The 22,368-nt window shown below is 62.2% G+C and carries 21 protein-coding genes; all 21 read right to left on the bottom strand.

Translation table 11 applies throughout. The annotated features are described in order from the left end of the window. Window positions 1-10: 10 nt before the first annotated feature. The gene (locus tag ASF45_RS08210) at window positions 11-1,216 is read right to left on the bottom strand and encodes an acetyl-CoA C-acetyltransferase (RefSeq protein ID WP_056659799.1); all 1,206 of its coding nucleotides are present in this window, start codon (window positions 1,214-1,216) and stop codon (window positions 11-13) included. Between the two features lie 76 nt (window positions 1,217-1,292). Then, window positions 1,293-2,882, bottom strand: a complete 1,590-nt coding sequence (locus ASF45_RS08205) for an acyl-CoA synthetase (RefSeq protein WP_369802107.1) — start codon at window positions 2,880-2,882, stop codon at window positions 1,293-1,295. 46 nt (window positions 2,883-2,928) lie between these two features. Further along, window positions 2,929-4,086, bottom strand: coding sequence for an acyl-CoA dehydrogenase family protein (locus tag ASF45_RS08200; protein ID WP_056659793.1), 1,158 nt, complete (start codon window positions 4,084-4,086; stop codon window positions 2,929-2,931). 111 nt (window positions 4,087-4,197) lie between these two features. After that, window positions 4,198-4,905, bottom strand: a complete 708-nt coding sequence (locus ASF45_RS08195; protein WP_056659790.1) for a fumarylacetoacetate hydrolase family protein — start codon at window positions 4,903-4,905, stop codon at window positions 4,198-4,200. 70 nt (window positions 4,906-4,975) lie between these two features. After that, window positions 4,976-6,601 (bottom strand): GMC family oxidoreductase, encoded by a 1,626-nt coding sequence (locus ASF45_RS08190; protein WP_056659788.1) that lies wholly within the window; start codon window positions 6,599-6,601, stop codon window positions 4,976-4,978. A 57-nt stretch (window positions 6,602-6,658) separates the two neighbouring features. Continuing rightward, a complete protein-coding gene (locus ASF45_RS08185) occupies window positions 6,659-7,378 on the bottom strand; it encodes an ABC transporter ATP-binding protein (protein ID WP_056659952.1) in 720 nt (239 codons plus the stop codon). Further along, window positions 7,371-8,141, bottom strand: coding sequence for an ABC transporter ATP-binding protein (locus ASF45_RS08180; protein ID WP_056659786.1), 771 nt, complete (start codon window positions 8,139-8,141; stop codon window positions 7,371-7,373). The genes ASF45_RS08185 and ASF45_RS08180 overlap by 8 nt, the downstream gene beginning before the upstream one ends. Next, window positions 8,138-9,112 (bottom strand): branched-chain amino acid ABC transporter permease, encoded by a 975-nt coding sequence (locus ASF45_RS08175; protein WP_056659782.1) that lies wholly within the window; start codon window positions 9,110-9,112, stop codon window positions 8,138-8,140. Before ASF45_RS08175 ends, ASF45_RS08180 begins: the two co-directional genes overlap by 4 nt. A 3-nt stretch (window positions 9,113-9,115) precedes the next feature. Then, window positions 9,116-9,985, bottom strand: a complete 870-nt coding sequence (locus ASF45_RS08170; protein WP_056659780.1) for a branched-chain amino acid ABC transporter permease — start codon at window positions 9,983-9,985, stop codon at window positions 9,116-9,118. Between the two features lie 53 nt (window positions 9,986-10,038). Beyond that, complete coding sequence (locus tag ASF45_RS08165) at window positions 10,039-11,175, bottom strand: ABC transporter substrate-binding protein (protein ID WP_056659776.1); 1,137 nt, start codon at window positions 11,173-11,175, stop codon at window positions 10,039-10,041. Between the two features lie 25 nt (window positions 11,176-11,200). After that, entirely contained in the window at window positions 11,201-12,640 is a 1,440-nt protein-coding gene (locus ASF45_RS08160) for an NAD-dependent succinate-semialdehyde dehydrogenase (RefSeq protein ID WP_056659773.1), read from the bottom strand. A gap of 302 nt (window positions 12,641-12,942) precedes the next feature. Beyond that, window positions 12,943-13,959 (bottom strand): tripartite tricarboxylate transporter substrate binding protein, encoded by a 1,017-nt coding sequence (locus ASF45_RS08155; protein WP_082550891.1) that lies wholly within the window; start codon window positions 13,957-13,959, stop codon window positions 12,943-12,945. 59 nt (window positions 13,960-14,018) lie between these two features. After that, a complete protein-coding gene (locus ASF45_RS08150; RefSeq protein WP_056659767.1) occupies window positions 14,019-15,242 on the bottom strand; it encodes an amidohydrolase family protein in 1,224 nt (407 codons plus the stop codon). A gap of 69 nt (window positions 15,243-15,311) precedes the next feature. Beyond that, a complete protein-coding gene (locus ASF45_RS08145) occupies window positions 15,312-15,740 on the bottom strand; it encodes a Zn-ribbon domain-containing OB-fold protein (RefSeq protein ID WP_056659764.1) in 429 nt (142 codons plus the stop codon). Continuing rightward, entirely contained in the window at window positions 15,737-16,930 is a 1,194-nt protein-coding gene (locus tag ASF45_RS08140) for a thiolase family protein (RefSeq protein WP_056659762.1), read from the bottom strand. Before ASF45_RS08140 ends, ASF45_RS08145 begins: the two co-directional genes overlap by 4 nt. An 8-nt stretch (window positions 16,931-16,938) precedes the next feature. After that, window positions 16,939-17,907, bottom strand: coding sequence for a flavin reductase (locus ASF45_RS08135; protein ID WP_056659756.1), 969 nt, complete (start codon window positions 17,905-17,907; stop codon window positions 16,939-16,941). 120 nt (window positions 17,908-18,027) lie between these two features. Next, window positions 18,028-18,348, bottom strand: coding sequence for an NIPSNAP family protein (locus ASF45_RS08130; RefSeq protein WP_056659753.1), 321 nt, complete (start codon window positions 18,346-18,348; stop codon window positions 18,028-18,030). 79 nt (window positions 18,349-18,427) lie between these two features. Continuing rightward, on the bottom strand, window positions 18,428-18,829 hold the full coding sequence (locus ASF45_RS08125) for a cupin domain-containing protein (protein ID WP_056659750.1): 402 nt from the start codon (window positions 18,827-18,829) through the stop codon (window positions 18,428-18,430). Window positions 18,830-19,127: 298 nt separating this feature from the next. Then, a complete protein-coding gene (locus ASF45_RS08120; RefSeq protein ID WP_162243973.1) occupies window positions 19,128-19,853 on the bottom strand; it encodes a FadR/GntR family transcriptional regulator in 726 nt (241 codons plus the stop codon). Window positions 19,854-20,049: 196 nt separating this feature from the next. Beyond that, a complete protein-coding gene (locus ASF45_RS08115; RefSeq protein WP_056659744.1) occupies window positions 20,050-21,030 on the bottom strand; it encodes a tripartite tricarboxylate transporter substrate binding protein in 981 nt (326 codons plus the stop codon). Between the two features lie 42 nt (window positions 21,031-21,072). After that, entirely contained in the window at window positions 21,073-22,359 is a 1,287-nt protein-coding gene (locus ASF45_RS08110; RefSeq protein WP_056659741.1) for a CaiB/BaiF CoA-transferase family protein, read from the bottom strand. Between the last annotated feature and the right edge of the window lie 9 nt (window positions 22,360-22,368).

Here is a 22,368-nt window from a genome sequence, read left to right as displayed (position 1 = left end):
GGAAAAGTCCTCACACACGTTCGATGATGGTGGCCACGCCCATGCCGTCGGCCGCACACAGCGTGACCAGGCCGCGCCGCAGGTCACGCCGCTCCAGTTCGTCAAGCAACGTGCCGACCAGCATGCAGCCGGTCGCACCCAGTGGATGGCCCATGGCGATGGCTCCGCCGTTGACGTTGACGCGCTCGGGCGGCACGTCCATCTCCTGCATGAACCGCAGCACGACGCTCGCGAAGGCTTCGTTGACTTCGAACAGGTCGATGTCCTGCGCGCGCAGGCCGGCCTTGGCCAGGGCCATGCGCGACACCGGTGCGGGCGCGGCCAGCATGATGGTCGGCTCCGCGCCGGTCACGGCCACGGAGACGAAGCGGGCGCGAGGCTTGAGGCCCAGCGCGCGGCCCTTGGCCTCGCTGCCGATCAGCAGCAGGGAGGCGCCGTCGACGATGCCCGACGAGTTGCCGGCCGTGTGTACGTGGGCGACGCGCTCGACCTGCGGATAGCGCAGCTGCGCCAGCGAATCGAAGCCCATCGCGCCCATTTCGGCGAACGAGGGCTTGAGTTTGCCCAGCGTCTGCACCGAGGCATCGGGACGGATCGTCTCGTCTTCTGCCAGGATGGTCAGGCCGTTGAAGTCCTTAACCGGCACCAGCGACCTGGCGAACCGGCCTTCGGCACGCGCCAAGGCGGCGCGCTGGTGCGAGGCCAGTGCAAGCGCATCGACCTGCTCGCGCGTGTGGCCGTCCAGCGTGGCCATGAGGTCGGCGCTGACGCCCTGGGGCACGGGCTGCATGCGGAAGTTCAGCTGCGGGTTGGCATCGCGCGCGCTCGGCGCGGCGCCCATGGCCACGCGCGACATCGATTCGACGCCGCCGGCGACCACCAGGTCTTCCCAGCCCGAGCGCACCTTCTGCGCCGCGATGTTGGCCGCCTCCAGGCCCGAGCCGCAGTAGCGGTTCAGCTGCAGGCCCGGCACCTTCCAGTCCCAGCCCGCAGCCAGCGCGGCAATCTTGGCGATTACGGCGCCTTGCTCACCATGGGGTTGGACGCAGCCGATCAGCGCATCGTCCACCTGCGCGGTGTCCAGATCGTTGCGCCGCTGCAGTTCCTGCATCAGGCCGGCCAGCAGGCTCACGGGGTTGACTTCGTGCAACGCCCCGTCGGGGCGCCCACGGCTGCGCGGCGTGCGCACGGCGTCGAAGATCAATGCTTCGTTCATACGTCGATCGTGTTTAGAAGAGTGAGAAGGGGTCACGCGGCGCCTGAGCGTCGCGAAAGCAAAGCGCGGCGCGCATTCAAAGAACCCGGCTTGTGTGGCCGGTCCAATACCTGTCGCGAATGAGCCGCTTGTAGAGCTTTCCGTTCTCTTGACGCGGCAGCTCGGGATCAAAGTCAATCGACTTGGGGCACTTCAGTCCCGCAAGATGTCCGCGACAGAACTCCATCAGGTCCGCGGCCAGTTCAGGGCCGGCTTCGTCCATGTCAACCGGCTGAACCACGGCTTTCACTTCCTCTCCGAACTCTGGATGCGGAACGCCGAACACCGCGACATCCGCAACTTGGGGATGCATGGACAAGACGTTCTCAGCCTCTTGTGGGTAGATGTTCACCCCACCCGAAATGATCATGTAGGACTTGCGATCGGTCAGATACAAGTAGCCCTCGTCATCCAGGCGGCCGACATCACCCAGCGTCACCCATCCCTGCGGGCTGAATGCCTCGCGCGTCTTCTCTGGGTCGTTGCGGTAGCAGAACTTTCTGCTCGTCACGAAGTACACCATTCCCGGCTCCCCGGTCGGTGCAGCATCGCCGCTCTCCGTCACGATCTTGATCTCGCCCAGAAGAGAGCGCCCAACCGACCCTTTGTGGGCCATCCAGTCGGGAGCGCTGATGAATGTGCAGCCGCCCCCTTCAGAGCTGCTGTAGTACTCGTGAACGCAGGGGCCCCACCAGGCGATCATTTGTTCCTTCACTGGAATCGGGCACGGGGCTGCGGAATGAACGACGTTGCGCAAAGTGGAGAGGTCGTAGCGCGAGCGCACCTCTTGCGCCAACCGCAACATCCGCACGAACATCGTCGGAACCACCTGCGCGTGGGTCACGCGGTAGCGCTCGATCGCATGCAGGAAGGCTTCGGGATCGAACTTCTCCATGACAACGACGGTGCCGCCCAGACGCATCATGTGGGCCGAAAACCCCAGCGGCGCCGCGTGGTACAGCGGCGCCGGCATCAGGTACACCGTTTCCGCGTCATACCCGAGCGCCTGCGTGAAAACCTGCATCGTCGGTGGGACGACGTCGATCGGCTGTTCGGCGAATGGAAGTTCGATTCCCTTCGGCTTTCCCGTCGTGCCGGAAGAGTAGTACATGCTGAGGCCGCTAATCTCGTCCGGGATCGCGCATGACGGCATAGTGGCAGCCATCGTTTCCCAGCGGGCGTAGCCGGCGATCGCTCCCGTTACGCTCAGAAAGTGCCGGACCTTCGGGCACAGATCCACAAGCTGGACAGCGACCGCCTGCATTGGCGCAGACACCACGATCACGGCGGCATCGCAGTCGTCAATGACGTAAGCAGCCTCGGCTGCCGTCAAGTGACAGCTGATCGGCGTGAAATACATGCCACTGCGCTGCGCTGCCCAGTAGACCTCGTAGAACAAGAGGTCGTTGTGCATCATGACCGCGATGTGGTCGCCAGGCCGAAGCCCCAGCGAACGCAACAACTGTGCCCCTCTACTCGACCCTTCGTCCAGCTGGCGGTAGCTCACCGACCGCCCTGATGCGGCCATGATGGCTGCTGGCTTGTCGGGGTAGACGGCAGCCTGAAATTTCGGGTGCAACCGGGTCGGGACCATTGGCTTGGTCGCCTGCGACGACGTCGTTTTCATCTGTGCCTCTCTGCTTGGATTTCCATCAACAAGATGCATCGATCTCTCACAGCTCGCGCTTAACCAGATCACGCGCAATGAGCTCTTTCATGATCTCGTTGCTGCCCGCCAGAATCCGATTTATGCGGGAGTTCTGGTAGAGACGTGCAATGGGATACTCGACCATGTAGCCGGCTCCGCCGTGGAGCTGGAGACACTCGTCGACGACCTGGCCACAGGCATCGGTCACCCAGAATTTGGCCATGGCAGCCGTCGCGTTATCCAGCTTTCCCACCATCTCCAGCGATGCGCAGTGGTCCAGAAACACGCCCGCCATCTTGGCCTTGGTATCGCATTCGGCGAGCTTGAAGCGGGTGTTCTGCATCTCCATGAGCGAAGCGCCAAACACCTTGCGCGTCGAGACGAAGCGCAGCGTCTCTTCGATGGCGCGCTCCATCGCGCCTAGTGCACAGTACGCAGCGATGATTCGTTCGCGGGGCAGTTCCTTCATGAGCTGACGAAAGCCTTGCCCTTCCTCATGCCCAAGCAGGTTGTCGCAAGGAACACGCATGTCATGGAAGAAGAGTTCCGATGTGTCTTGTGAATGAAGACCAATCTTCTCCAGCGCACGTCCACGCTGGAAGCCCGGAGACGACTCCACCTCCACCACGACGATGGAAATTCCCTTGGCACCAGCTGCGGGGTCCGTCTTCGCCACCACACATACCAGGTCCGCCAGCTGGCCATTGCTGATGTAGGTCTTCGCCCCGTTGACGATGTAGTGACTACTGTCGCGCACCGCGCTGGTACGGATACTCTGCAGATCACTGCCGGCACCTGGCTCTGTCATCGCGATCGCCGCCACGAGCTCGCCCGTTGCCATCTTCGGAAGCCATCGCTTCTTCTGATGTTCCGTTCCGAAGTTCTCGATGTAGTGCGCGACGATCCCGCTGTGCACTGCATTTCCAAGTCCGCTGCACAGGAGTCGAACCTGCTCGGAGAACGCGACGACCTCATGCAGAAAGTTGCCACCGCCGCCACCGTAGTCACCGGATATTCCCGGGCACAGGAGACCCGCCTCGCCGGCCTTCAGCCAAGCCTCGCGGTCGACCTGTCCTTGGGCGCTCCAGCGCTTTTCGTTGGGCAGCAGCTCGCGCTCACAGAAGCGGCGTACCGAATCTCGATAGGTTTCAAGGTCGGAATTCATCCAACTCGCTTGGTGCATGTCTCTGTCTCCGTTTCTTCCTGACACCCTATGCCAGCGCACAGGGCGGTGAATCTGAAATGGGCTGGTGCCCAACGGTGGTCGCCACACGCGTCACCTCTGAAGCAGCTGTCAGCGCAATCCGCCCGATCGGGGACCGACGCGCGTGACAACCGGCTCAAGTCCGGCGATCACGCCCTCCAGCAGATCCCCTTCACTGACAGCCGAGACGCCAGCTGGCGTTCCTGTGAATATCAGATCTCCGGCCCGCAACGCCATGCCTTGACTGGCGATCGCGATGATCTCTGGCACACCCCAGATCAACTGTGACAAGTCACTGGCCTGCCGCACCTCTCCATTGACTCTGAGCGAGATCGCGCCCTTGGATAGATGCCCGATGTCGGACACCCGTGACAGGGGCGCGCACGGCGCGCTCAGGTCAAAGCCCTTGCCCCAATCCCAGGGACGCCCCACATCGCGCGCCGCGAGCTGGATGTCGCGGCGCGTCATGTCCAAGCCGACGGCGTAGCCATATACATGGCCCAGCGCATCGCCAACGTCGATGTCGGTTCCGCCTTTTCCGATCGCCACCACCAACTCGACCTCGTGGTGCAGCAGCTTGGTCAAGCTCGGGTACGGCATCTCCACCCCGCTGTCGATCAAGGTATCGGTCGGCTTGAAGAAGAAGAACGGTGGGTCACGATCGTCGTTGCCCATCTCACGCGCGTGGTCTGCATAGTTCCGGCCGACGCACACGATGCGCCGCACGGGAAATCGGGAATCGGATCCCTGCACAGCCACGGAGGTGACGGCGGGTGGGGAAAGCAGGTAGGTACTCATGGGCGTGGATGTGGTGGTTGGGAAGTGCAAGCGGCCAGGCGTTCTGCAAGGCATCAGCCGGTACGCGTTGTCACGTGTTGAGGGCATCCGCCAGGATCATGTCAGCCGCCTTTTCGGCGATAAGCAAAGCTGGCGCGTTGATGTTTCCAGAGGTAAGAAGCGGCATCACCGAGGCGTCCGCGATCCGCAGGCTGGAGACGCCGCGCACCCGCAACTGGGGATCGACAACGGACTCGACATCGCCACCCATGCGACAGCTTCCGCATGGGTGAAAGCAGGTACTCCCCGTCGCCCGCACATACCCGAGCAGCTCCTCGTCACTTTGCACAAAAGGGCCCGGCAGGTACTCCTCCGAGATCTCAGAGCGGATCGGATCTGCCTGGAAGACCTGTCGCAGCCGGCGCATCGCCCTAACGAAAAACTGGCGGTCTGCCTCAGTGCTCAGGTACCGGGGCTGGATCTCCGGCGGCGTCGTTGGACTAGCATCCTTCAGGCGGATGTGGCCCCGGCTGCTCGGCCACGACTGGGTCAAAGTCAGGCTGAACGCAGAGAACGGATGGAGTCCCTTGCCGGCGCCGTCTGCACTGTACGGTGCGAAAAACGCCTGCACATCGACGCGAGGAATCCCGTCGTCCGACTTGAAGAACATGCCTGCTTGTGCAGCCGCGTAGGTCAGAGGTCCCCGGCGTCTGAAGACATAGTTCATGCCGATCCGCAGCCGTCCCCACAATGTGCCCATTTCGTCGTTCAGGGTCACCGGCCGCCTGGTCTTGAACACGAAGCGCGCGGTCAAGTGGTCCTGCAGGTTCTGGCCCACCTGCTCTCGATCTGCAACCACCTGCACGCCGTGCTCTTGCAGATGGTTCGCGGGCCCGACACCGGACAGCATCAACAGTTGGGGCGTGTTGATCGCACCGGCACACAGGATCACCTCCCTGGCGGCCTTCGCTACAACAAGCTCACCCTTGGAGTTCCTATAGGAGACACCGGTCGCACGGCTGCCGTCGAATGTGACGCGCTCCACCATGGCACAGAGCTCCACCCGCACGTTGCCTGCGCGCACGACCGGCTTGAGCGCGCCGATCGCCGAGTTGGACCGCCGCCCGCGCCGTACCGTGAGGTCGTAGTAGCCTGCGCCTGCTTGAGATTCACCGTTGAAGTCGTCGTTGCGCGGGATGCCACACCGGGCAGCCGATGCGATCATGGCTTCGCCCAAAGGCGCCCGGTCCAGCGGCTTGAACACTGCGACAGGTCCGCCTGAACCGTGCAGCGGTGTGCCTCCCAGGTAGTGGTCCTCCATACGCTTGAAGTACGGCAGCACATCCTGCCAACCCCAGCCAACGCAACCAGCGTCGCGCCACCCGTCGAAGTCCTCGCGTTGCCCGCGGATGTGTACCAGGCCATTGATTGCGCCCGAACCACCAAGGATCTTGCCCCTGGGCCAATAGATCGACCGGTTGTTCAGCTCCGGCTGTGGCTCGGTCTGGTAGGCCCAGTTCAGCGACTTGTCCAGGATCATCTTCGCGAAGCCGATCGGGACGTGCACCCAAAGGCGCCGGTCCGAGCCGCCCGCCTCCAGCACCAAGACAGAGTGTTTGCCGCCCTGTCCGAGCCGACCTGCGAGCAACGAGCCCGCGCTGCCGGCGCCGACGATGATGAAGTCGTGCTGTTCTGTGCTTGTTGATTCTTTGGTCATCTCAGATCCGGCTCAACCGCTGCGGCCCGAGGGACCGCTGCAACACGCAAGCGCTGATCACGCATGCACCTCGACACGCTTTCCCAGGAAGGCCTCGTTGATCTTCGGGTCGACCAACAGGTCCTGCGAGTAGCCTTCTCGCGTCAGCGATCCGGTGGTCAACACATAGCTGTAATCGGACAGACGCAATGCCGCCTTGGCGTTCTGCTCCACCAGCAGGATGGCCATTCCCTGCTCGTTCAAGGCTCTCAGGACGGAGAAGATCGTCTTCACGACGAGCGGTGCCAGCCCCATGGACGGCTCGTCAAGAAGCAGCAGCCTCGGCCTGGTCATCATCGCGCGGCCGATGGCCAGCATCTGCTGCTCGCCGCCCGACATCAGACCTGCAAGCTGCGCCTTGCGCTCGGCAAGACGAGGGAACAAGTCGAAGACCTCGTCCATGTCGCTGGGCTTGAACTGCTTGCGATGGAGGTAGGCGCCAAGCCGCAGGTTGTCGACGACGGTCATCTGGGCAAACACGCGCCGCCCCTCGGGAACCTGCACGACGCCCACACCGACAATGTCCGACGCAGGCATCTGGGAGATCGGCTTCCCATTGAACGTGATCGTTCCGCCACAGGTCGGAACGACCCCAGAGATGGCGTTGAGCAAGGTGGACTTGCCGGCTCCGTTCGCGCCGATCAAGGACACCACCTGGCGCTCCTTGACGCGGAGGGAAACGCCACGCAGGCCCTCGATCATGCCGTAGCGCACCGAGACATTCTTCAGTTCAAGCACCGACGTCCTCCACACCGAGATAGGCCTCGATCACCTGTTGGTTCGCCTGGATCTCCGCCGGCGTTCCTGCTGCGATGAGCTTGCCGAAGTTCATGACCACCACTGCATCCGAGAGGCTCATGACCATCTCCATGTCGTGCTCGACCAACAAGACCGTGAGCCCGGTCGCGCGCAGGTCGGAGATGAGCTGGGCCAGCTCCTCGGTCTCGGTCGGGTTGAGACCGGCGGCGGGCTCGTCGAGCAACAGCAGCCGCGGTTGAGCAACCAGCGCCCGCGCGATCTCCACCCGGCGCTGCAAGCCATAGGGCAAGGACACGGCATCACGCCAGAACAGGTGCTCGGACACGTTGACGCGATCGAGCATCGCCCTTGCGGCAGTCTCCAGCACCTTCTCCTCGCGTCGCACGGAGGGCAGACGCAACATGGCGGCAATCGGTCCAGATCGGCCAAGCCCATGCGCGCCGGTCATCACGACCTCCAGCACGCTCATGTCCTCGAACATCTGCAGGTTCTGGTACGTCCGCGCGACCCCATGGCGGGCGATCCTGTGGCCAGGCAGCCCCGTGAGTTCCTTGCCTTCGAAAGTGATTGAGCCCGAGGTCGGTGCGAACACCCCGCTGGCCATGCTGAGCGCCGTGGTCTTGCCAGCACCATTGGGACCGATCAGCGCGGTGACCTTCCCCGTCTGCGCGACAAAGCTGAGTTCGTCCACCGCGGTCAGCCCAGCGAAGCGCTTGGTCAACTTCTCCACACGCAAGCTCATTTCGACCCTCTTCTTCTGAACACCCTGGACACACCCTCCGCGACGCCGTGGAACAGTCCATCGGGAAGGAAGAGCATGATCAAGACCATCACGACGCCGTAGATGAACAACTTGTAGTCGTTGAAGTGCTCCAACGCCGCCGGCAGCAGGGTGATGATTGCGGCGCCGAACAGGGCCCCCCAGATCGAGCGCAGCGATCCCACGATCACGATGATGAGCAGTTCGATGGACAGCGGGAAGCCAAACGCCGTGGCGTTGAAGGAGCGCATGAAGAAGGCGTACATCGCACCTGACAGACCGGCCATGCCCGCGGCGATCGCGAAGATGGCAGTTTTGAAATGCACCGTAGGCACACCGGCCCCTTCCGCAGCGGCCTCGGAACTCTTGAGTGCGCGCAGGCCTCGACCGAAACGAGAGTGGATCAGGTTGATCCCCAGATACAGCGTCAGCAACACCGCAACGCTGCACACCCAAAACATCTCCCTTGTACCGTCGAAGCTCCAAGGCCCGAGCGAGAAGGGGCGGTTCAGCATGAACCCAGGGTCCAGCCCGCCTGTCAGCGAACTCACCTGGCTGAACACCAAGTACATCACCACGCCGAAGGCCAAAGAAGCCATCGTCAAGTAGGTTCCCGACAGCCGCAGCAAAGGACGCCCGATGAGCCAGCCCGCCGCCGCAGGCAGAGCGACGGCCACGGCAACCGCCGCAAGCGGCGGCCATGCCATGCGCTCTACCAACAATGCGGCACTGTAGGCGCCCAACCCGAAGAAAGCCGCCTGGCCAAGCGAGGCCAATCCCGTGAAGCCGAACAACAGCGTGAGACCGACAGCGGAGATTGCCGCGATCAACGCGAAGATCAGCGTCGTCAGATAGAAGGAGTTGGAAACTGTGGCACCGACAAGGGCCAGAACGACTGAGGTGGCGGCCAAGCCCCACAGATTGCGCGTGTAGACCAAGTTGATCTCTGACATCGCTCAGACCCTCTTCACGCTGGAGCCACCGAAGATGCCGGTTGGCTTGATGAGCAACACCAAGATGAGAATCCCGAGCGCGATCGCGTCCTTCCACCCTGAAGATACGTAGCCAGCGGCCACGTTCTCGATCACACCCAGCAGGAGTCCACCGAGCACGGCACCCAGTGGGCTACCCAGGCCGCCAAGAATCGCTGCGGAGAACCCCTTCAATCCAAAAAATAGCCCACTCGTGTAGTTCGCGGAAGCCAACGGCGCTATGAGTGCGCCAGCGAGCGCGCCCATGGCACCGGCCATGGCAAACGCCATTGTCGAGACCCGATTGGGCGAAATTCCCATGAGCAAGGCAGCCCGCGGGTTCTCGCCCGCCGCCCGCATGGACCACCCCAGCCACGATCGTGCAAAGAGTTGCCAAAGTGCGATGGCGACGATCAGGACCGTCCCCAGAATCCAGGCCCCCTGCACGGGAAGATGGATTCCCGCGATGCTGGGCACCTCACCCTCCGAGAAGGACGAGGGGAACTGAAAATCCTTGCCTGTCGAGAACAGCATCGCGCCCCGCAACACGATGGCAAGGCCGATCGTCAGCATGACGAGCGTCAGGTGGGCTTGACGCCGCGCGCGTTGCAAGCATCCCCAGTCAATGAGGGCCGCGACCGCCGCCACCATGGTGATCGCCACAGGAACGGCAATGATGGGCGGCCAACCCAAAGTCAGGTTGAGCGCGGCCGAGATCACGCCTCCCATCATCACGAACTCGCCGGCGGCGAAGTTGTTCAAACCGGTGGCGTTGTAGACGATCGTGAAGCCCCAGGCCACGAGCACGTAGATGCAGCCGATCAGCAGACCCGACACCAGGATCTGCACAGCCATTAATAGTTGATCCATGAATTGCTAGACCGTGGGCGCCTTGCGTGCTCTGGTCATCACTGGGGTGTGAAGGCGTTGTTCACAACCTTCAGGAACACGATCGGTGGGTCCTCGTCGCTCACGCCGTGGACGGTGGGTGAGAACCTGAAGAGGCCGTTCGCACCAGGCAGCTCCGTCTTCTCGATGGCATCGCGGAGCGACTCCCGGTCGATCACACCCGAGATTCTTCCAACCGCTGCGTCAACGATGGTCATCGCGTCCATGGCGTGTTGCGCGCTGGGATTCGGGGCTTCCTTGAATCGGGCCTGGAAGGTTCCGTAGTCCTTCATGATCACCGCCTTGTTGGGGTGCGCATCCGGCAAGGCCGCAGGCAACAGCATGGCTGCGGCCATGACGAACGTGTTCTCCGATGAAGCGCCCGACTGCTTCAAAAACTCTTGGGATGCCATCGCGAAGCTGTTGTAGATCGGCTTGGGATAGCCCATCGCCTTGGCATTGCGCAGAATGATCGCGGGGGCCGGGAAGGTGCTCCAGACCATCAGGACATCGGCATTCGCCTGTCTGGCCCTCAGCACCTGGGCAGTCATGTCCGTGTCCTGGCGGTCGAACTGTTCGTTCACAAGCGTCATGCCGTATTTGGGAGCCATCTCCTTGAAAAGCACAAGGCCGGACTGACCGAAACCGTCGGTCGAGGTCAGCAGTGCGATCTTCTTGAATCCCTTCTTCTGGAACTCCTTTAGGACCACTGGAACCCCGACGCGGTCGTACTGCGCGGTCTGGAAGACATAGGGGGTTGCCGGGTCCACAACGCTCTGTGCCCCCGAGTGCGTGATCATCGGAACTCGACTTGAGTTGGCAATTGGAGCAACCGCCAAGGCTTCTCCGGTCGTAGACGGCCCCAGGATCAGGTCAACCTTGTCAGTCTCGATCGCCTTACGAACCAACTGCACTGCTTTGTTGCCGTTGCCTTCGGTGTCGTAGAAGACCACCTCGACCTTGCGCCCCTTCCAGCCGCCGCGCTCGTTGATCTGCTCGGCCCTCATCTGGACCGCCTTTTGCTGGGGCACGCCGTAAGGCGCCACCGGCCCGGTGATCGCGTAGACCGCTGCGATCTTCACCGACGGCTGCTGTGCATGGACGGACAAGGCCGTGACACCCGCGGCCGCCATGGCCACGATACTTTTGAAATTCATCGCTGTCTCCTTGCGTAGTTGATCGTCAGTCGGCCCTGTAGACGGCCTTGATGTTCATGTGGTCGAGCAAGCCTTCCTTGCCTTGCGCAACGCCCAGCCCGCTGTCCTTGACGCCAAGGAAAGGCATCTCGGGGGCGGTGACATTGAAAGTGTTCATGCCCAGCGCACCAACCTTGAGACCGTCCTGGATGCGTCTCGCATTGCGCAGCGCGCGCGTGAACGCGTAACCTGCAAGGCCGAACTGCACGTCGTTGGCTTGTTGCAGGGCTTGGTCGAGCGACGCGATGCGCACGAACGGCGCGATCGGACCGAATGGCTCTTCCTGCAGAATCCTCGCGTCGTGCGGGACGTCGGTGAGGACGGTGGGCTTCCAGAAGAAGCCGGGGGCGCGCGTGCGCTCCGCCATGCCGGTCACGAGGCGTGCGCCCCTGCTGACCGCATCCTGTGCGAGCTCTTCCATGGCATGCAGACGGCGCTCGTGCGCGAGCGGTCCCATCTGGGCGGTGTCGAGCATGCCGTCATCGACACGCAAAGCGCTCGCGAGTTCAGAGAACTTGCCGACGAAGGCGTCGTAGATCGCGTCATGCACGAAGAAGCGCGTTGGCGCGATGCAGATCTGGCCGGCGTTGCGGAACTTGCTGGCAACCGACAGCGCAACGGCCTGGTCAAGGTCGGCATCGTCCATGACGATGACTGGCGAATGCCCCCCCAACTCGAAGGTCACCTTCTTCAACGCCCTGCCGGCCAACGAGGCAAGTTGCCGCCCAACGGACACCGAGCCCGTGAACGAGATCTTCTGAATGTGCGCAGACTCGATGAGCGTCTCAGACACCATCGCCGGTACGCCGAACAGGACGTGGATTGCGTCCTCCGGAACACCTGACTCGAGGCACAACCGTGCGAGGTGCAGTACCGCGCTGGGCGCCTCTTCCGCGGGCTTGATCACGACAGAGCACCCGGCTGCCAAGGCGTGCGCGATCTTCCGGGCAGCCAGCGCCAACGGGTAGTTCCAAGGAGAGAAGGCAGCTACAGGTCCAACTGGCTCGAGCAGCACCAACTGCTGGACATCGGGCGAACGCGACGGCACGACACGTCCGTACAGGCGCTTGCCTTCTTCCGCGAGCCAATCGAAGAGATCGGCAGATCCCAGCACTTCGCCCTGAGCTTCCTTCAGCGTCTTTCCCTGTTCACGGGTGAGCATCTGGGCCAACTCGGCGGCATCACGTCGCATCGCCAGGGCCACACCGCGCAGCGCATTGGACCGCACAAGCGGCGTCTTCGCGCTCCACTCGAGGAAGCCCTTCGCTGCACGATCCGCCGCATCGCGCACGTCGTCCTGGCTGGCGAGCGTGAGCTCAGCGATCGCCTCGCCCGTCGCGGGGTTCAGCACCGGTCGTGTCTGGCGGCTACCGCCAACTAGACTTTCCCCGCCGATCAAAGGGCCAATCGATTTCACCGTGCTCACTACGCATGCTCCAAAAGAACAAAATAACTAAATGTCCTACTCTACAAATGGACTGCCCATTAGAAGCCTAGGAAAACCCTTAGTCGTTCATCGATCGAGACAGACGCATGCTTTGGGTGCGCGCGCGGCGCAGGGCCATCCTGCCAGGGTCCGGCGGAACTACCGCTACAGGCGCATGGTCGGAAGGGAAGCCGAGCGGAGGCGCTCAGCGACGTCGCAGGTCTCCGAACGAAACATCAGCCGTCTGACCGCTGCGGGCGGGTCCAGAGACCACCATGGACCCACATGGCACCCGCCACGGGCTAACCGCCAGTGATGCCGGCCTCAGCGATCACCTTGCGCCAACGCTGTGCGTCGTCTCTCAGCCGAGACGAGAATTCGTCGTTCCCAAGCGGCGGCGCGCCGGATCCCGTCCTGTCGATGGCGTCGCGCACAGACGGGTCGCTCATGGTCTCGCGCAGCGCTGTTAGCAGGATCTTGTGCACCTCCTGCGGGAGTTTCGCGGGAGCCACGACGCCAATGGTCGATTCGACGACGAAGTCCTTCACGCCCGCCTCCTTTGCAGTCCGCACATCCGAAATCTCGGGCAGCCGCTCTGCCCCGCTTACGGCTAGCGCTCGGACCTTGCCTGCCTTTACCTGCGGCAAGATCGACGACGACGACTCGAACATGAAGTCCACGGTGCCTGACATGAGCTGCGCCACGTTTTCGGAGCCGCCCTTGAACGGAATGTGCGTTGCTTGGAAGCCAGTGCTTCGCGTGAATAGTTCCGTGGCCAGATGGTGGCTGCTTCCAACGCCTGAGGAACCGTAGTTGAGCTTGTTGGGATTCGCCTTGCCGAAGGCGACAAGCTCTTCCATCGACTTGAAGTTCGACTGCGGTGAGGCTACGAGGACAAATGGCGCGCGCGCAGCCATCACGAGCGGTGTGAAGTCCCGCACGGCATCGTATGGTGGAGGCACCATCAGCAGCGGCGCGATGCCGAGGTTCGTGCTGCCGCCGATACCGATGACGTAGCCGTCCGCTGGAGAGTTCGCGACAACCTTCATGCCAAGCGTGCCCGCAGCTCCGGCCCGGTTCATAGCGACCACTGGCACCTTCAGCCGCTCCGAGAGCCCTTTGGCTACGATGCGTCCGATCAGATCGGAAGTACCACCCGCAGTGTAGGGGACAACCAGCTCGATCGCCCGTTTCGGATACACCGTCTCGGCCCAGGCAGTGTCCGTCCAGGCACCAGCCATCGATCCCGCACCTGCCAGAAGAAATACTCTGCGCTGCGGCACACTCGGGCGGCGGCTGTGCAATGTGATGTCTTTCATCGTGTGTCTCTCTCGTCGTAGTCGGGGAAAGGCCGCACCCCGCGGCCCTGCCAGCAGCCTTAGAGTGGCTTCTTGGCCGCCTCGATGTCGATGCGGAAGATTCGGGCGGCGTTCAGGCCCAGGATCTTTGCCCGCTCCTCGTTGTTCAGATCGACCATGTTGCGCTCGATCGCCTGTGCCGAGTGAGGCCACGTGCCCTCGTGGTGTGGGTAGTCGTTCGCCCAGAGAAAGTTGTCCATCATTCCGAACTTCTGCGCGAAGACGAGGCCAGCCTCGTCTTCGCCAAAGGTCGAGAAGCCATTGCTGCGGTAGTACTCGCTGGGCAGCTTCTTGAGCTTCGGGCGGACAGCGAAGTGATGCTTCTTGTAGGCTTCGTCCATGGTCTCCAGCATCCACGGGACGAAGCCGATGCCTGCCTCGACAGAGCCGAACCGCAGCTGCGGGAAGCGCTCAATCACGCCTGATGCGCAAAGGTTCACCATGGGCTGGATGGCGGGTGCCAAGGCGTGCCACACATAGTTGACGACGGCGCCGCCAATACCGCGCGTGGTCCGAGGATCCATGCCCGTTGCGACGTGAAAGCACAGCGTCATGTCCGTGTCCTGCAGGGCAGCCCAGATCGGATCGAAGTCGGGGTTGTTGTAGTTGAGCTCGCCAACTTGCGGAGGGCCAAACATCGGCTTGACCGGGAATGCAACCGCGGTGTAGCCCAGCTTCGCCGTGCGTTGGATCTCGACGATCGCGCCTTTGATGTCGGCCGGCGCGATGGCAGCCACGGGGATAAGCTTCTTGCTGTACGGGCCGAACTCTTCCCAAGCCCAGTCGTTGTAAACGCCGCACTGGGCTTGCGAGAACTCGGGATCCGGCGTGTACCACATGGCCAGACCCTTGTTCGGGAAGATGATCTCTGCGTCGATGCCGTCCAACGCATGATCCACCAAGCGGTTCTTCGCGCCGGCGCCCGAGCGAGAGCGGACCTGGTCCTGGCCCGAGAGATCCGCGAGGACCAGGCGGTCAGGCCGATCGCTGCCTTCGGACTTGCGCCAACGCACGCCGCTTTCGTCGACCCAGGTCTTGGGCAGCCGGTCGCGGAACTTGGCGTCGATACGCTTTTCCCACAAGTCAGGCGGTTCGTTGGCATGGGTGTCTGCCGACACCATGAAGTACTTGTTCGGGTCCTCCGGACGTGCCGTCTGCGTCCAGCCCTCGGCACCGGGGGTCTTGAGCCGCCAAGCATTCACCTCATCGCACGCAACTTCGCGTTTCTCGATCACATCAGCCATTTCCTGCTCCTTTGGGTATGAAATCCGCCGTCTTTGCTAGGGCTAGCCGGCGTTCGTGGAAAACTCAGTTCAAGCGCCCAGTACGCGCGCCGCAAAGAGCGGCCCGTCATCGAATGCCATGACAACCATCCGCACCTTGCTGCCCACGCTGACCTGCACACCATCCGGCACGACCAGGGGACAGGCAAGGCGGGTGCGACCATCCAGATCGACGATGCCGACGACGTAGGGAGCCAACGGCTGGAAGACTGCCGGCGCAGCATGGATACGAGTCCAGCTGTACAGCTCTCCCTCGACGGGCATGTCCACCCACTCGTACTTGTCCGACCAGCAGTGCGGGCACACCAACTTTGGTGGAAAGGTCTGACGATGGCATTCACGGCATTGCGTCGTCGTGAAGCGGCCTTCGTTCAGGGCGCTCCAGAACGGCTTCGTGAAGGTCGAAACGCGGGGTGGATAAGGGCGCGTCGCGACGACCTTGTGAACATCGAGCGTCATCGCACCCCCTCAAACACGTGAACGATTGCGGCGTTGTAATTGCCCAGCTCACCAGTTGTTGCCGCTAGCCGCGCGTCCCTAACCTGGCGTTCTCCGGCGATGCCTCGCAGTTGCTCAGCAACTTCCACCAGGTTGTACAAGGAGGTGACCAACGCAGGATGCCCGCGCGAGGTCAGGCCACCCGATGTGGAGATAGGGATGTCGCCACCCAGACAGGTGCGCCCTTCCGCCGCAGCCTTCGCACCGTGACCACGTGGGAGAAGCCCGATGGCTTCGCTGACCAGTACCTCGACGATCGTGCACGGCGCGTAGAGCTCGGCGAAGTCCAGGTCCGATGCCTGGATGCCGCTGGAGCTATACGCCGCCTGCGCTGCCGTGCGAGCCGCGTCGAACGCGATCATGTCGCCTGGTACATCATCGATCTGATGCACGCCTTCGTGGTAGAAGCCTCGGCCCTTGAGCAGCGCATACGGCTTGCCCAAGCTCTTGGCGACTTCCTCCGATGCGAGCACCAGACACGCAGCGCCGTCGCCACGTGGTGGCACATCGTATAGCCCGAGCGGCTCCACGATCGGACGTTGCTCGAGCACCTCGCTGAGGGTGAGCGGCTTGCGGTACTGCGCGATCGGATTCAGTTTGGCGTGCCCACGGTTCTTCACGGCCACGGCACCGAGCTCCGCGCGAGTCGCGCCGAACTCGTGCATGTACCGCATAGCATCCATGGCGTACCACGAGATCGGCGTGAAGCCCCCCGGCGTGTGGAAGTCCACGTCGCCAGTGCGCCGCATGCTGTCCATCATGTGCTCGTAGGAGGGCGTGGCACTCTCCATGTTGATTCCCAGACACAAGGCGACGTCGGCCTGGCCCAGCAGGATCTGGTTTGCCGCTTGGTCGAACGCCAGCGCTCCCGTCATGCCATTGCCCATCACCTCCATCGCGACCCCCGTGTACTTCAGGCGCAGATGGCTGGTCAGGAAGGTGTGGAAGTAGGCTTGCTGGGTGTACGGACGAGGCACGGTGAACACCGCGCTCTGAATGTCGTCCCGGTCGACGCCGGCGTCTTTGACGGCGTCGCGCAAGACCTTCACCATCAACTCGTGTTCGAGCACTTGCAGTGAATCCTCCTTGGAGGTCTGCAATTTACCGACAGGCAGCGCACTTGCGCCGATGATCGCTACTCGCTTGGTCATGATGGGACTCAAGCTGCCAGCGGTGAGGCTGGGATCTGCGTAGGTTGAATGTTCGGCTCCACCAGCAGTGCAAGGTAGCGGCCCAGTGCCTCTTCCGCGGCCGCCCGATCGCGCAGTTGCAGGTGCTTCAAGATCTCTCTGCGCAGCGGCACGAGCCCGCTGCGCGGAGGCGATGCTGCGGCATCCGTCAGGTTCTGGCGCATCACGTCCGCCAGGCTGTTGGCCAACGTGGCGACGATCTCGTTGTGCGTGGCGACACCGATCAAGCGAAAAAACTCTACCCCCGCCTCGACGCGCGGCTGGGGCGCACCAGCCTCGGCGAAACGCTCCATCTCCAGCAGCTTGGCGTCCAACGCCTTGAAGTCTTCTTCGGTGGCGTTCCTGCAGGCTAGTTCCAAAAGCGCGCCGTGGATCAGACGGCGCGCCTCCACGACTTCTGCGACACGTTCCGGGGACTGCTGGGACGACTCCAGCAAGGCCTTACTTAGGAGCATGTAAGCCCCCTTGCAGAACACAAGCGGATGGTGGCTGATCTCGTGTTCGAAGCGCTGAACCTGACCCAAGAAGAGCCAGTGGTCGCCAGCGTCGTGCACGGCAAAGGTCGTGCACTCGAAAGTTGCGGCGCAGTGGCTGAGGACAGGCATGCCATTGAGGCCTGCCTCCCATGCAACGCCATTGAACTTGTCAGCAATCGAGCTGCTTGCGAACCGGCCTGAGAGACCTTGCTGCGGGCCCGACAAGATGTTGATTGCAAAACCCTTGCCGTTGCGGAAAGCAGGCGCCGCGCGGCTTTCCTTACGCAGCCCCCAGGAAACCAGCGGCGGATCGAGAGAAACCGAGCTGAAGGAATTGCAGGTCAGACCAACAGGAACGCCCTGCTCGGAGACCGTGGTGAGTACTGCCACGCCCGTCGGGAACAGCGACAGCGCGCGCCTGAACTCCTTGACATCCAGGCTTGGCTCGAGGGTTGTCTCCATTGCTATGCTCCTTACTCCAGATGCACCAATATATTAAATGGTCGGTCCATTCTGACCGGACTCTAGGTCGCGGTCAACAAGCTTGAACGGGTCCGTGGACGGTGGCCCTTTGGGCGCGGCTTACTTCAATGCAGAGAAAACGGCAGGACTCAACAGCCGATTGCTCATCGCGCTGATCATCGGACGGACCTTGGCAAGGTAGTCCTTCCACGCCTGTTGAGATGCAAGCTTGGTGCGTCGCGCCTGGCGGTCTTCGAAGCTTTCGTAACGCCACAGGCTCACGACGGCGTTCAGTTCACCAGTCTCGGTCGCGAAGTAACCGAGCGGTGAGCCCAGCGCCTCGCTCTGCACTGCCAGACCCACGGCTTCGTAGAGGTTCAGGTAGTCAGCAGGGGTGACGGAGGTGTGCAGGACGTAGCAGCGTTCTTCTATGAGGGCCATAGTGTGTGGATGGTGTTAGTTGGAAGGCGACCGACTCAGTCGAGGGATAGTTCGGAAATGAAGGGCTAGCGAGGGCGCGCTACTTGAGCTCTTTGCCCGCCAGTTCACCAACGAGGAAGCGGTTGGGCTTGAGAAACATGCTCAATACCAGGGCGCCATTTGGCGACCGAGCAATGTGGCGATTCCCCTGAGGACGCCAGACGTAGTCACCTTCGCGGACCTCGCCCTCATCGTCGACGATGCTCCCCTGCAGGACGTAGGTCTGCTCGATCTCGACGTGTTCGTGCAGCGGAAGCTCGGTGCCCGGCTCCCATCGGAACAGCGCGGTCATCAGACCTGTCTGCTCGTCCAGCAGCAGAATCTTCATGTCGATGCCACGCGTAGGTGTCGGCTTCCATGGCAAGTCGCTGACCGCGACATACCGGGAGTCAAGCGGGGCCAACTGCGCCTCGCTCGTCATGTGGGGGGTGTGGGCAGGCATCTGTCGTCCTCAGGTAGTGCGCTGAATTTAGGCTGCGCATTGTAATGGTAAGTCCATTTACGTACGCAATCAAGTTTGCTCCCACTTAGTCTGTTGACCGCTCCCACGAGCCAAGTGTCGAGCCGTGGCGTTCTCCCCCTCGTGAGCGCCCAAGTCAACGGCCTTATCGTGCGCGAGACCCCTATCGTTGATTGAACGTTATGCGCACCCAGAGGTCGTAAAAAAAGGGCCCCAAGGGACCCTTCTAGGTTTGACGTCTCAGCTCATCGCTGCGACGCGGACGTGGTCGTCCTGCAGGTCAGGTCTTGCCGCGCGACTTGGCCGGCACCGCTGGCTTGGACTTCGCAGATGCCTCGGCGCGCGAAGGCATGCGGTTCAACACATCGCTATGCACGATCTCAAGGTAGTGGTTCATCTCAGCGACCGCCTTGGTCGTAGCGCGCGCACGCATGTGTTTGAGCATGTTCCATCGCACGGGGATCAGCTCCGGGCGGTACTTCGCGGGTTGTCGCTCGATGGCGAAATGCCGCAGAATAGCCCCCAGTGAGTCCATCAGCACGACCAGAACATCATTGCGCGTGGCCTTCGCCAGCAATTGGAAGAACTGCACAGCCGCCTCTGCGCGGCGTGTAAGGTCCCCTGCGTCCGCCCACCGCTGGATGTCTTCGATGTTGGCCTCGATGGCATCGAAGTCTTCCGCCTCTCCACGCTCACACGCCAAACGCACCACGGCTCCGCTGATGATGATGCGTACTTCGGCCAAGCTGCTCGGCGAGATGTGTCCCAGCATTGCCAAGTCCTGCAGCGACCGTGTCAGCATCTCCGGGCTTCCTTCGCAGACGAAGGCGCCGCCTTTGGTTCCCTTGCGCGTCTCGACGATGCCGGAGATTTCGAGCGTCCGCAACGCTTCTCGGACAGCCGGCCGCCCGACACCGAGCTCAAGGGCCAGATCTCGCTCGGCAGGCAAGCGGTCCCCAGCCTTTAGCTCGCCGGACATCAACTTGTTCTTGATCTGGTTGGACACCCCCTCAAACACGCGAGCAGTCTTTACACGTTGGAAGGTCCGCCGAGGCGTGGTAGCCGGCTCTGCTTCAAGGTTCATAAGTTGGTCGCGCCCCAAGCGCATAGCGAAATACTAGATAACCGCCATCTTACCGAAACGCTGCTCGAAACAAGCAAAAGGTCTGTCCAATATTCCAACGTTTCGGACTTGCTGTGTTCTACTGCAAGTTGATCCCGCCGTCCTTGATCAAACTCTTCCAGGCGAGGGACTGCTCGTCCACATACTTCGCAAACTCCGGCGCACTCGTCGGCGCGACCGTGATGCCGACCGTTTTCAGCTGTTCCTGTGTGGCCGTCGATGCCAAGACCTGGTTCAGATCGCGGTTGATTTGCGCGACGAGCTTGGGGTCTAGCCCGCTTGGAGCAACGAGCCCGTTCCAGACCGGCATGTTCACATCGTAGCCCTGTTCCACCGCTGTCGGCGTGCTGGACAGTTCTGGGGCCCGCTTGACGTCGCTGATAGCCAACGCCTTGAGCTTGCCGCCGGTCACGAGCGGCACGGCGGTGCCTGCCACCACGAAACCAGCAGCCACAGTGCCTGCCGTGAGGTCCACCAACGCCGGGGATTCTCCCTTGTAGGGGACGTGGGTAAGCCGAACACCCGACTGTTGCCGAATGCGCTCGCCTGCCAAATACATCAACGATCCGGTGCCCGAGCTTGAAAACGTCCCGCGCTCTGGGTTCTTCTTGGCGTACTCGACGTACTCGCGAAGCGTCTGGTATGGCGCATTGACAGACGTCACCATCACCATGTAGGTTTTGCTGACCTGGCCGATCATGGTGTAAGCCTTGGCAGGCTCGTACTGCGCACCGTGCTGGATTGGATTGAGCATCATTTGCCCGATTGAGCCGAGCATCAGCGTGTAGCCGTTGGCAGTAGCCCTCAACAGCGTCTGCGCAGCGATGAGACCATTCGCACCGGCCCGGTTGTCTACGACGACCGCTTGCTTCCACCGTTCTTGCAACCCGGCAGCGACAGCGCGCGCCGTGATGTCAGAGCTCCCCCCCGCGGCTGCGGCGACGATGATGGTGACGGGCTTGCTCGGGAAAGATTCGGCCCTCAATGAACTCGTGAGGGCCGTGAGGACGAAGGTCAGACCGAGAGCCAATGGCTTGGCCGGTTGCATGGTAATTGTCATCGTGGGTCTCCGTTTTGTAAGTGTCCGGATGCGCAACGCCGGCTAGCGCCGTTCGGCTATCGGTCCAAAGGCCCCGCCAGACATCAGCTGGTCCACGCGTCCCTCGTCATAGCCGAGCGTTCCTTGAAGAATCTCCCGCGTGTGCTGACCCAGAATGGGCGCTGCAAACGGATCGGCAAGTGGCGTATCGGAAAAGATGAAGGGCAGCGCGATCTTGGGAACCTCGCCCGCAGTCGGATGAGGCAACCTAGTCACCAGGCCACGAGATGCTGTCTCAGCCGATCGCAGCGCTTGCGGGACGGTGCGGACCTGGCCTGACGCCACGCCCGCCGCACGCAGACGCGGTTGCCAGTACGACCACGGTTGCTTTCCGAATGCCTCGTTCAAGACCGAGAAGAGTTCGTCCCGTCGCTGGAGGCGGCCAGCGCGCGTCATCAGCTCCTTGTCTTCTGCCATGTCGGGACGTTCGATGACCTGGGCAAACAACCGCTGGAAGATGCCCGTGTTGGACGATGAGATGTAGAAGGACGTGTCCTGAGCGCGGAAAACGCCAGTGGGGGCCGTGTCCGGACTCGTATTTCCGTTCCGGGTGGGCTCCACGCCCGAGAAGAGATGCTGCATGGCTTGGAAGCCGATCATCAACATCGCTGTGTCGTGCAACGATAACTCGACGTACTGACCGCGACCGGTGCGTTCACGCGCGAGTAGGCAAGCCTGGACCGCATTGCAAGCCATCATCGCCGTCGCGATGTCCATTGTGGACGCGGCAGTCCGCACGCCTTCGCGGTCCGGGTAGCCGTTGGTGGCGATGAAGCCGCTTTCCGCCTGCAGGACCGGGTCGAAGCCCAACCGGTCGGAGAACTCGCCGGTCCGGCCGTAGGCAGAAATGGAGCAGTAAACCAGTTTGGGGTTGATCTCCGACAACTCGGCGTATCCCAGGCCGAGACGGTCCATAACTCCCGTCGAGAAATTTTCGACCAGGACGTCTGCACCCTGCAGAAGATCCAGCACGACTTCGCGGCCCAGAGGATTCTTCAAGTCGATAGTAATGCTGCGCTTATTGGAGTTGCCCCAAAGAAAGGGCGCGCCCTGCCCATCCAGGGTCGGTTCGGCGGGTGGATAGTGACGGAAGTCATCACCCTTCACCGGCGCTTCTACCTTGATGACGTCCGCACCGAACTCTCCCAGCATCATTGTGCAGAAAGGACCGGCAATGAAGTGGGTGAAGTCGATGACGCGCAGACCGCCGAGGGGGGTGGGTTTTCTCGCGTCGCGCTTGGTCGGTTCTGGGAACTCGGCGGACAGTGGGGGACGTCGTTGGACTTGCATGGCTGCTCC

The sequence above is a fragment of the Pseudorhodoferax sp. Leaf265 genome (assembly GCF_001422365.1).
GTDB lineage: Bacteria > Pseudomonadota > Gammaproteobacteria > Burkholderiales > Burkholderiaceae_C > Pseudorhodoferax.
This window is presented reverse-complemented; position numbering and strand designations above follow the sequence as displayed.

Coding starts and splice junctions, on each gene's coding strand:
- ASF45_RS08210 (WP_056659799.1), bottom strand. CDS start 1,216: ATGAACGAAGCATTGATCTTCGACGCCGTGCGCACGCCGCGCAGCCGT.
- ASF45_RS08205 (WP_369802107.1), bottom strand. CDS start 2,882: ATGAAAACGACGTCGTCGCAGGCGACCAAGCCAATGGTCCCGACCCGG.
- ASF45_RS08200 (WP_056659793.1), bottom strand. CDS start 4,086: ATGCACCAAGCGAGTTGGATGAATTCCGACCTTGAAACCTATCGAGAT.
- ASF45_RS08195 (WP_056659790.1), bottom strand. CDS start 4,905: ATGAGTACCTACCTGCTTTCCCCACCCGCCGTCACCTCCGTGGCTGTG.
- ASF45_RS08190 (WP_056659788.1), bottom strand. CDS start 6,601: ATGACCAAAGAATCAACAAGCACAGAACAGCACGACTTCATCATCGTC.
- ASF45_RS08180 (WP_056659786.1), bottom strand. CDS start 8,141: ATGAGCTTGCGTGTGGAGAAGTTGACCAAGCGCTTCGCTGGGCTGACC.
- ASF45_RS08175 (WP_056659782.1), bottom strand. CDS start 9,112: ATGTCAGAGATCAACTTGGTCTACACGCGCAATCTGTGGGGCTTGGCC.
- ASF45_RS08170 (WP_056659780.1), bottom strand. CDS start 9,985: ATGGCTGTGCAGATCCTGGTGTCGGGTCTGCTGATCGGCTGCATCTAC.
- ASF45_RS08165 (WP_056659776.1), bottom strand. CDS start 11,175: ATGAATTTCAAAAGTATCGTGGCCATGGCGGCCGCGGGTGTCACGGCC.
- ASF45_RS08155 (WP_082550891.1), bottom strand. CDS start 13,959: ATGAAAGACATCACATTGCACAGCCGCCGCCCGAGTGTGCCGCAGCGC.
- ASF45_RS08150 (WP_056659767.1), bottom strand. CDS start 15,242: ATGGCTGATGTGATCGAGAAACGCGAAGTTGCGTGCGATGAGGTGAAT.
- ASF45_RS08145 (WP_056659764.1), bottom strand. CDS start 15,740: ATGACGCTCGATGTTCACAAGGTCGTCGCGACGCGCCCTTATCCACCC.
- ASF45_RS08140 (WP_056659762.1), bottom strand. CDS start 16,930: ATGACCAAGCGAGTAGCGATCATCGGCGCAAGTGCGCTGCCTGTCGGT.
- ASF45_RS08135 (WP_056659756.1), bottom strand. CDS start 17,907: ATGGAGACAACCCTCGAGCCAAGCCTGGATGTCAAGGAGTTCAGGCGC.
- ASF45_RS08130 (WP_056659753.1), bottom strand. CDS start 18,348: ATGGCCCTCATAGAAGAACGCTGCTACGTCCTGCACACCTCCGTCACC.
- ASF45_RS08125 (WP_056659750.1), bottom strand. CDS start 18,829: ATGCCTGCCCACACCCCCCACATGACGAGCGAGGCGCAGTTGGCCCCG.
- ASF45_RS08115 (WP_056659744.1), bottom strand. CDS start 21,030: ATGACAATTACCATGCAACCGGCCAAGCCATTGGCTCTCGGTCTGACC.
- ASF45_RS08110 (WP_056659741.1), bottom strand. CDS start 22,359: ATGCAAGTCCAACGACGTCCCCCACTGTCCGCCGAGTTCCCAGAACCG.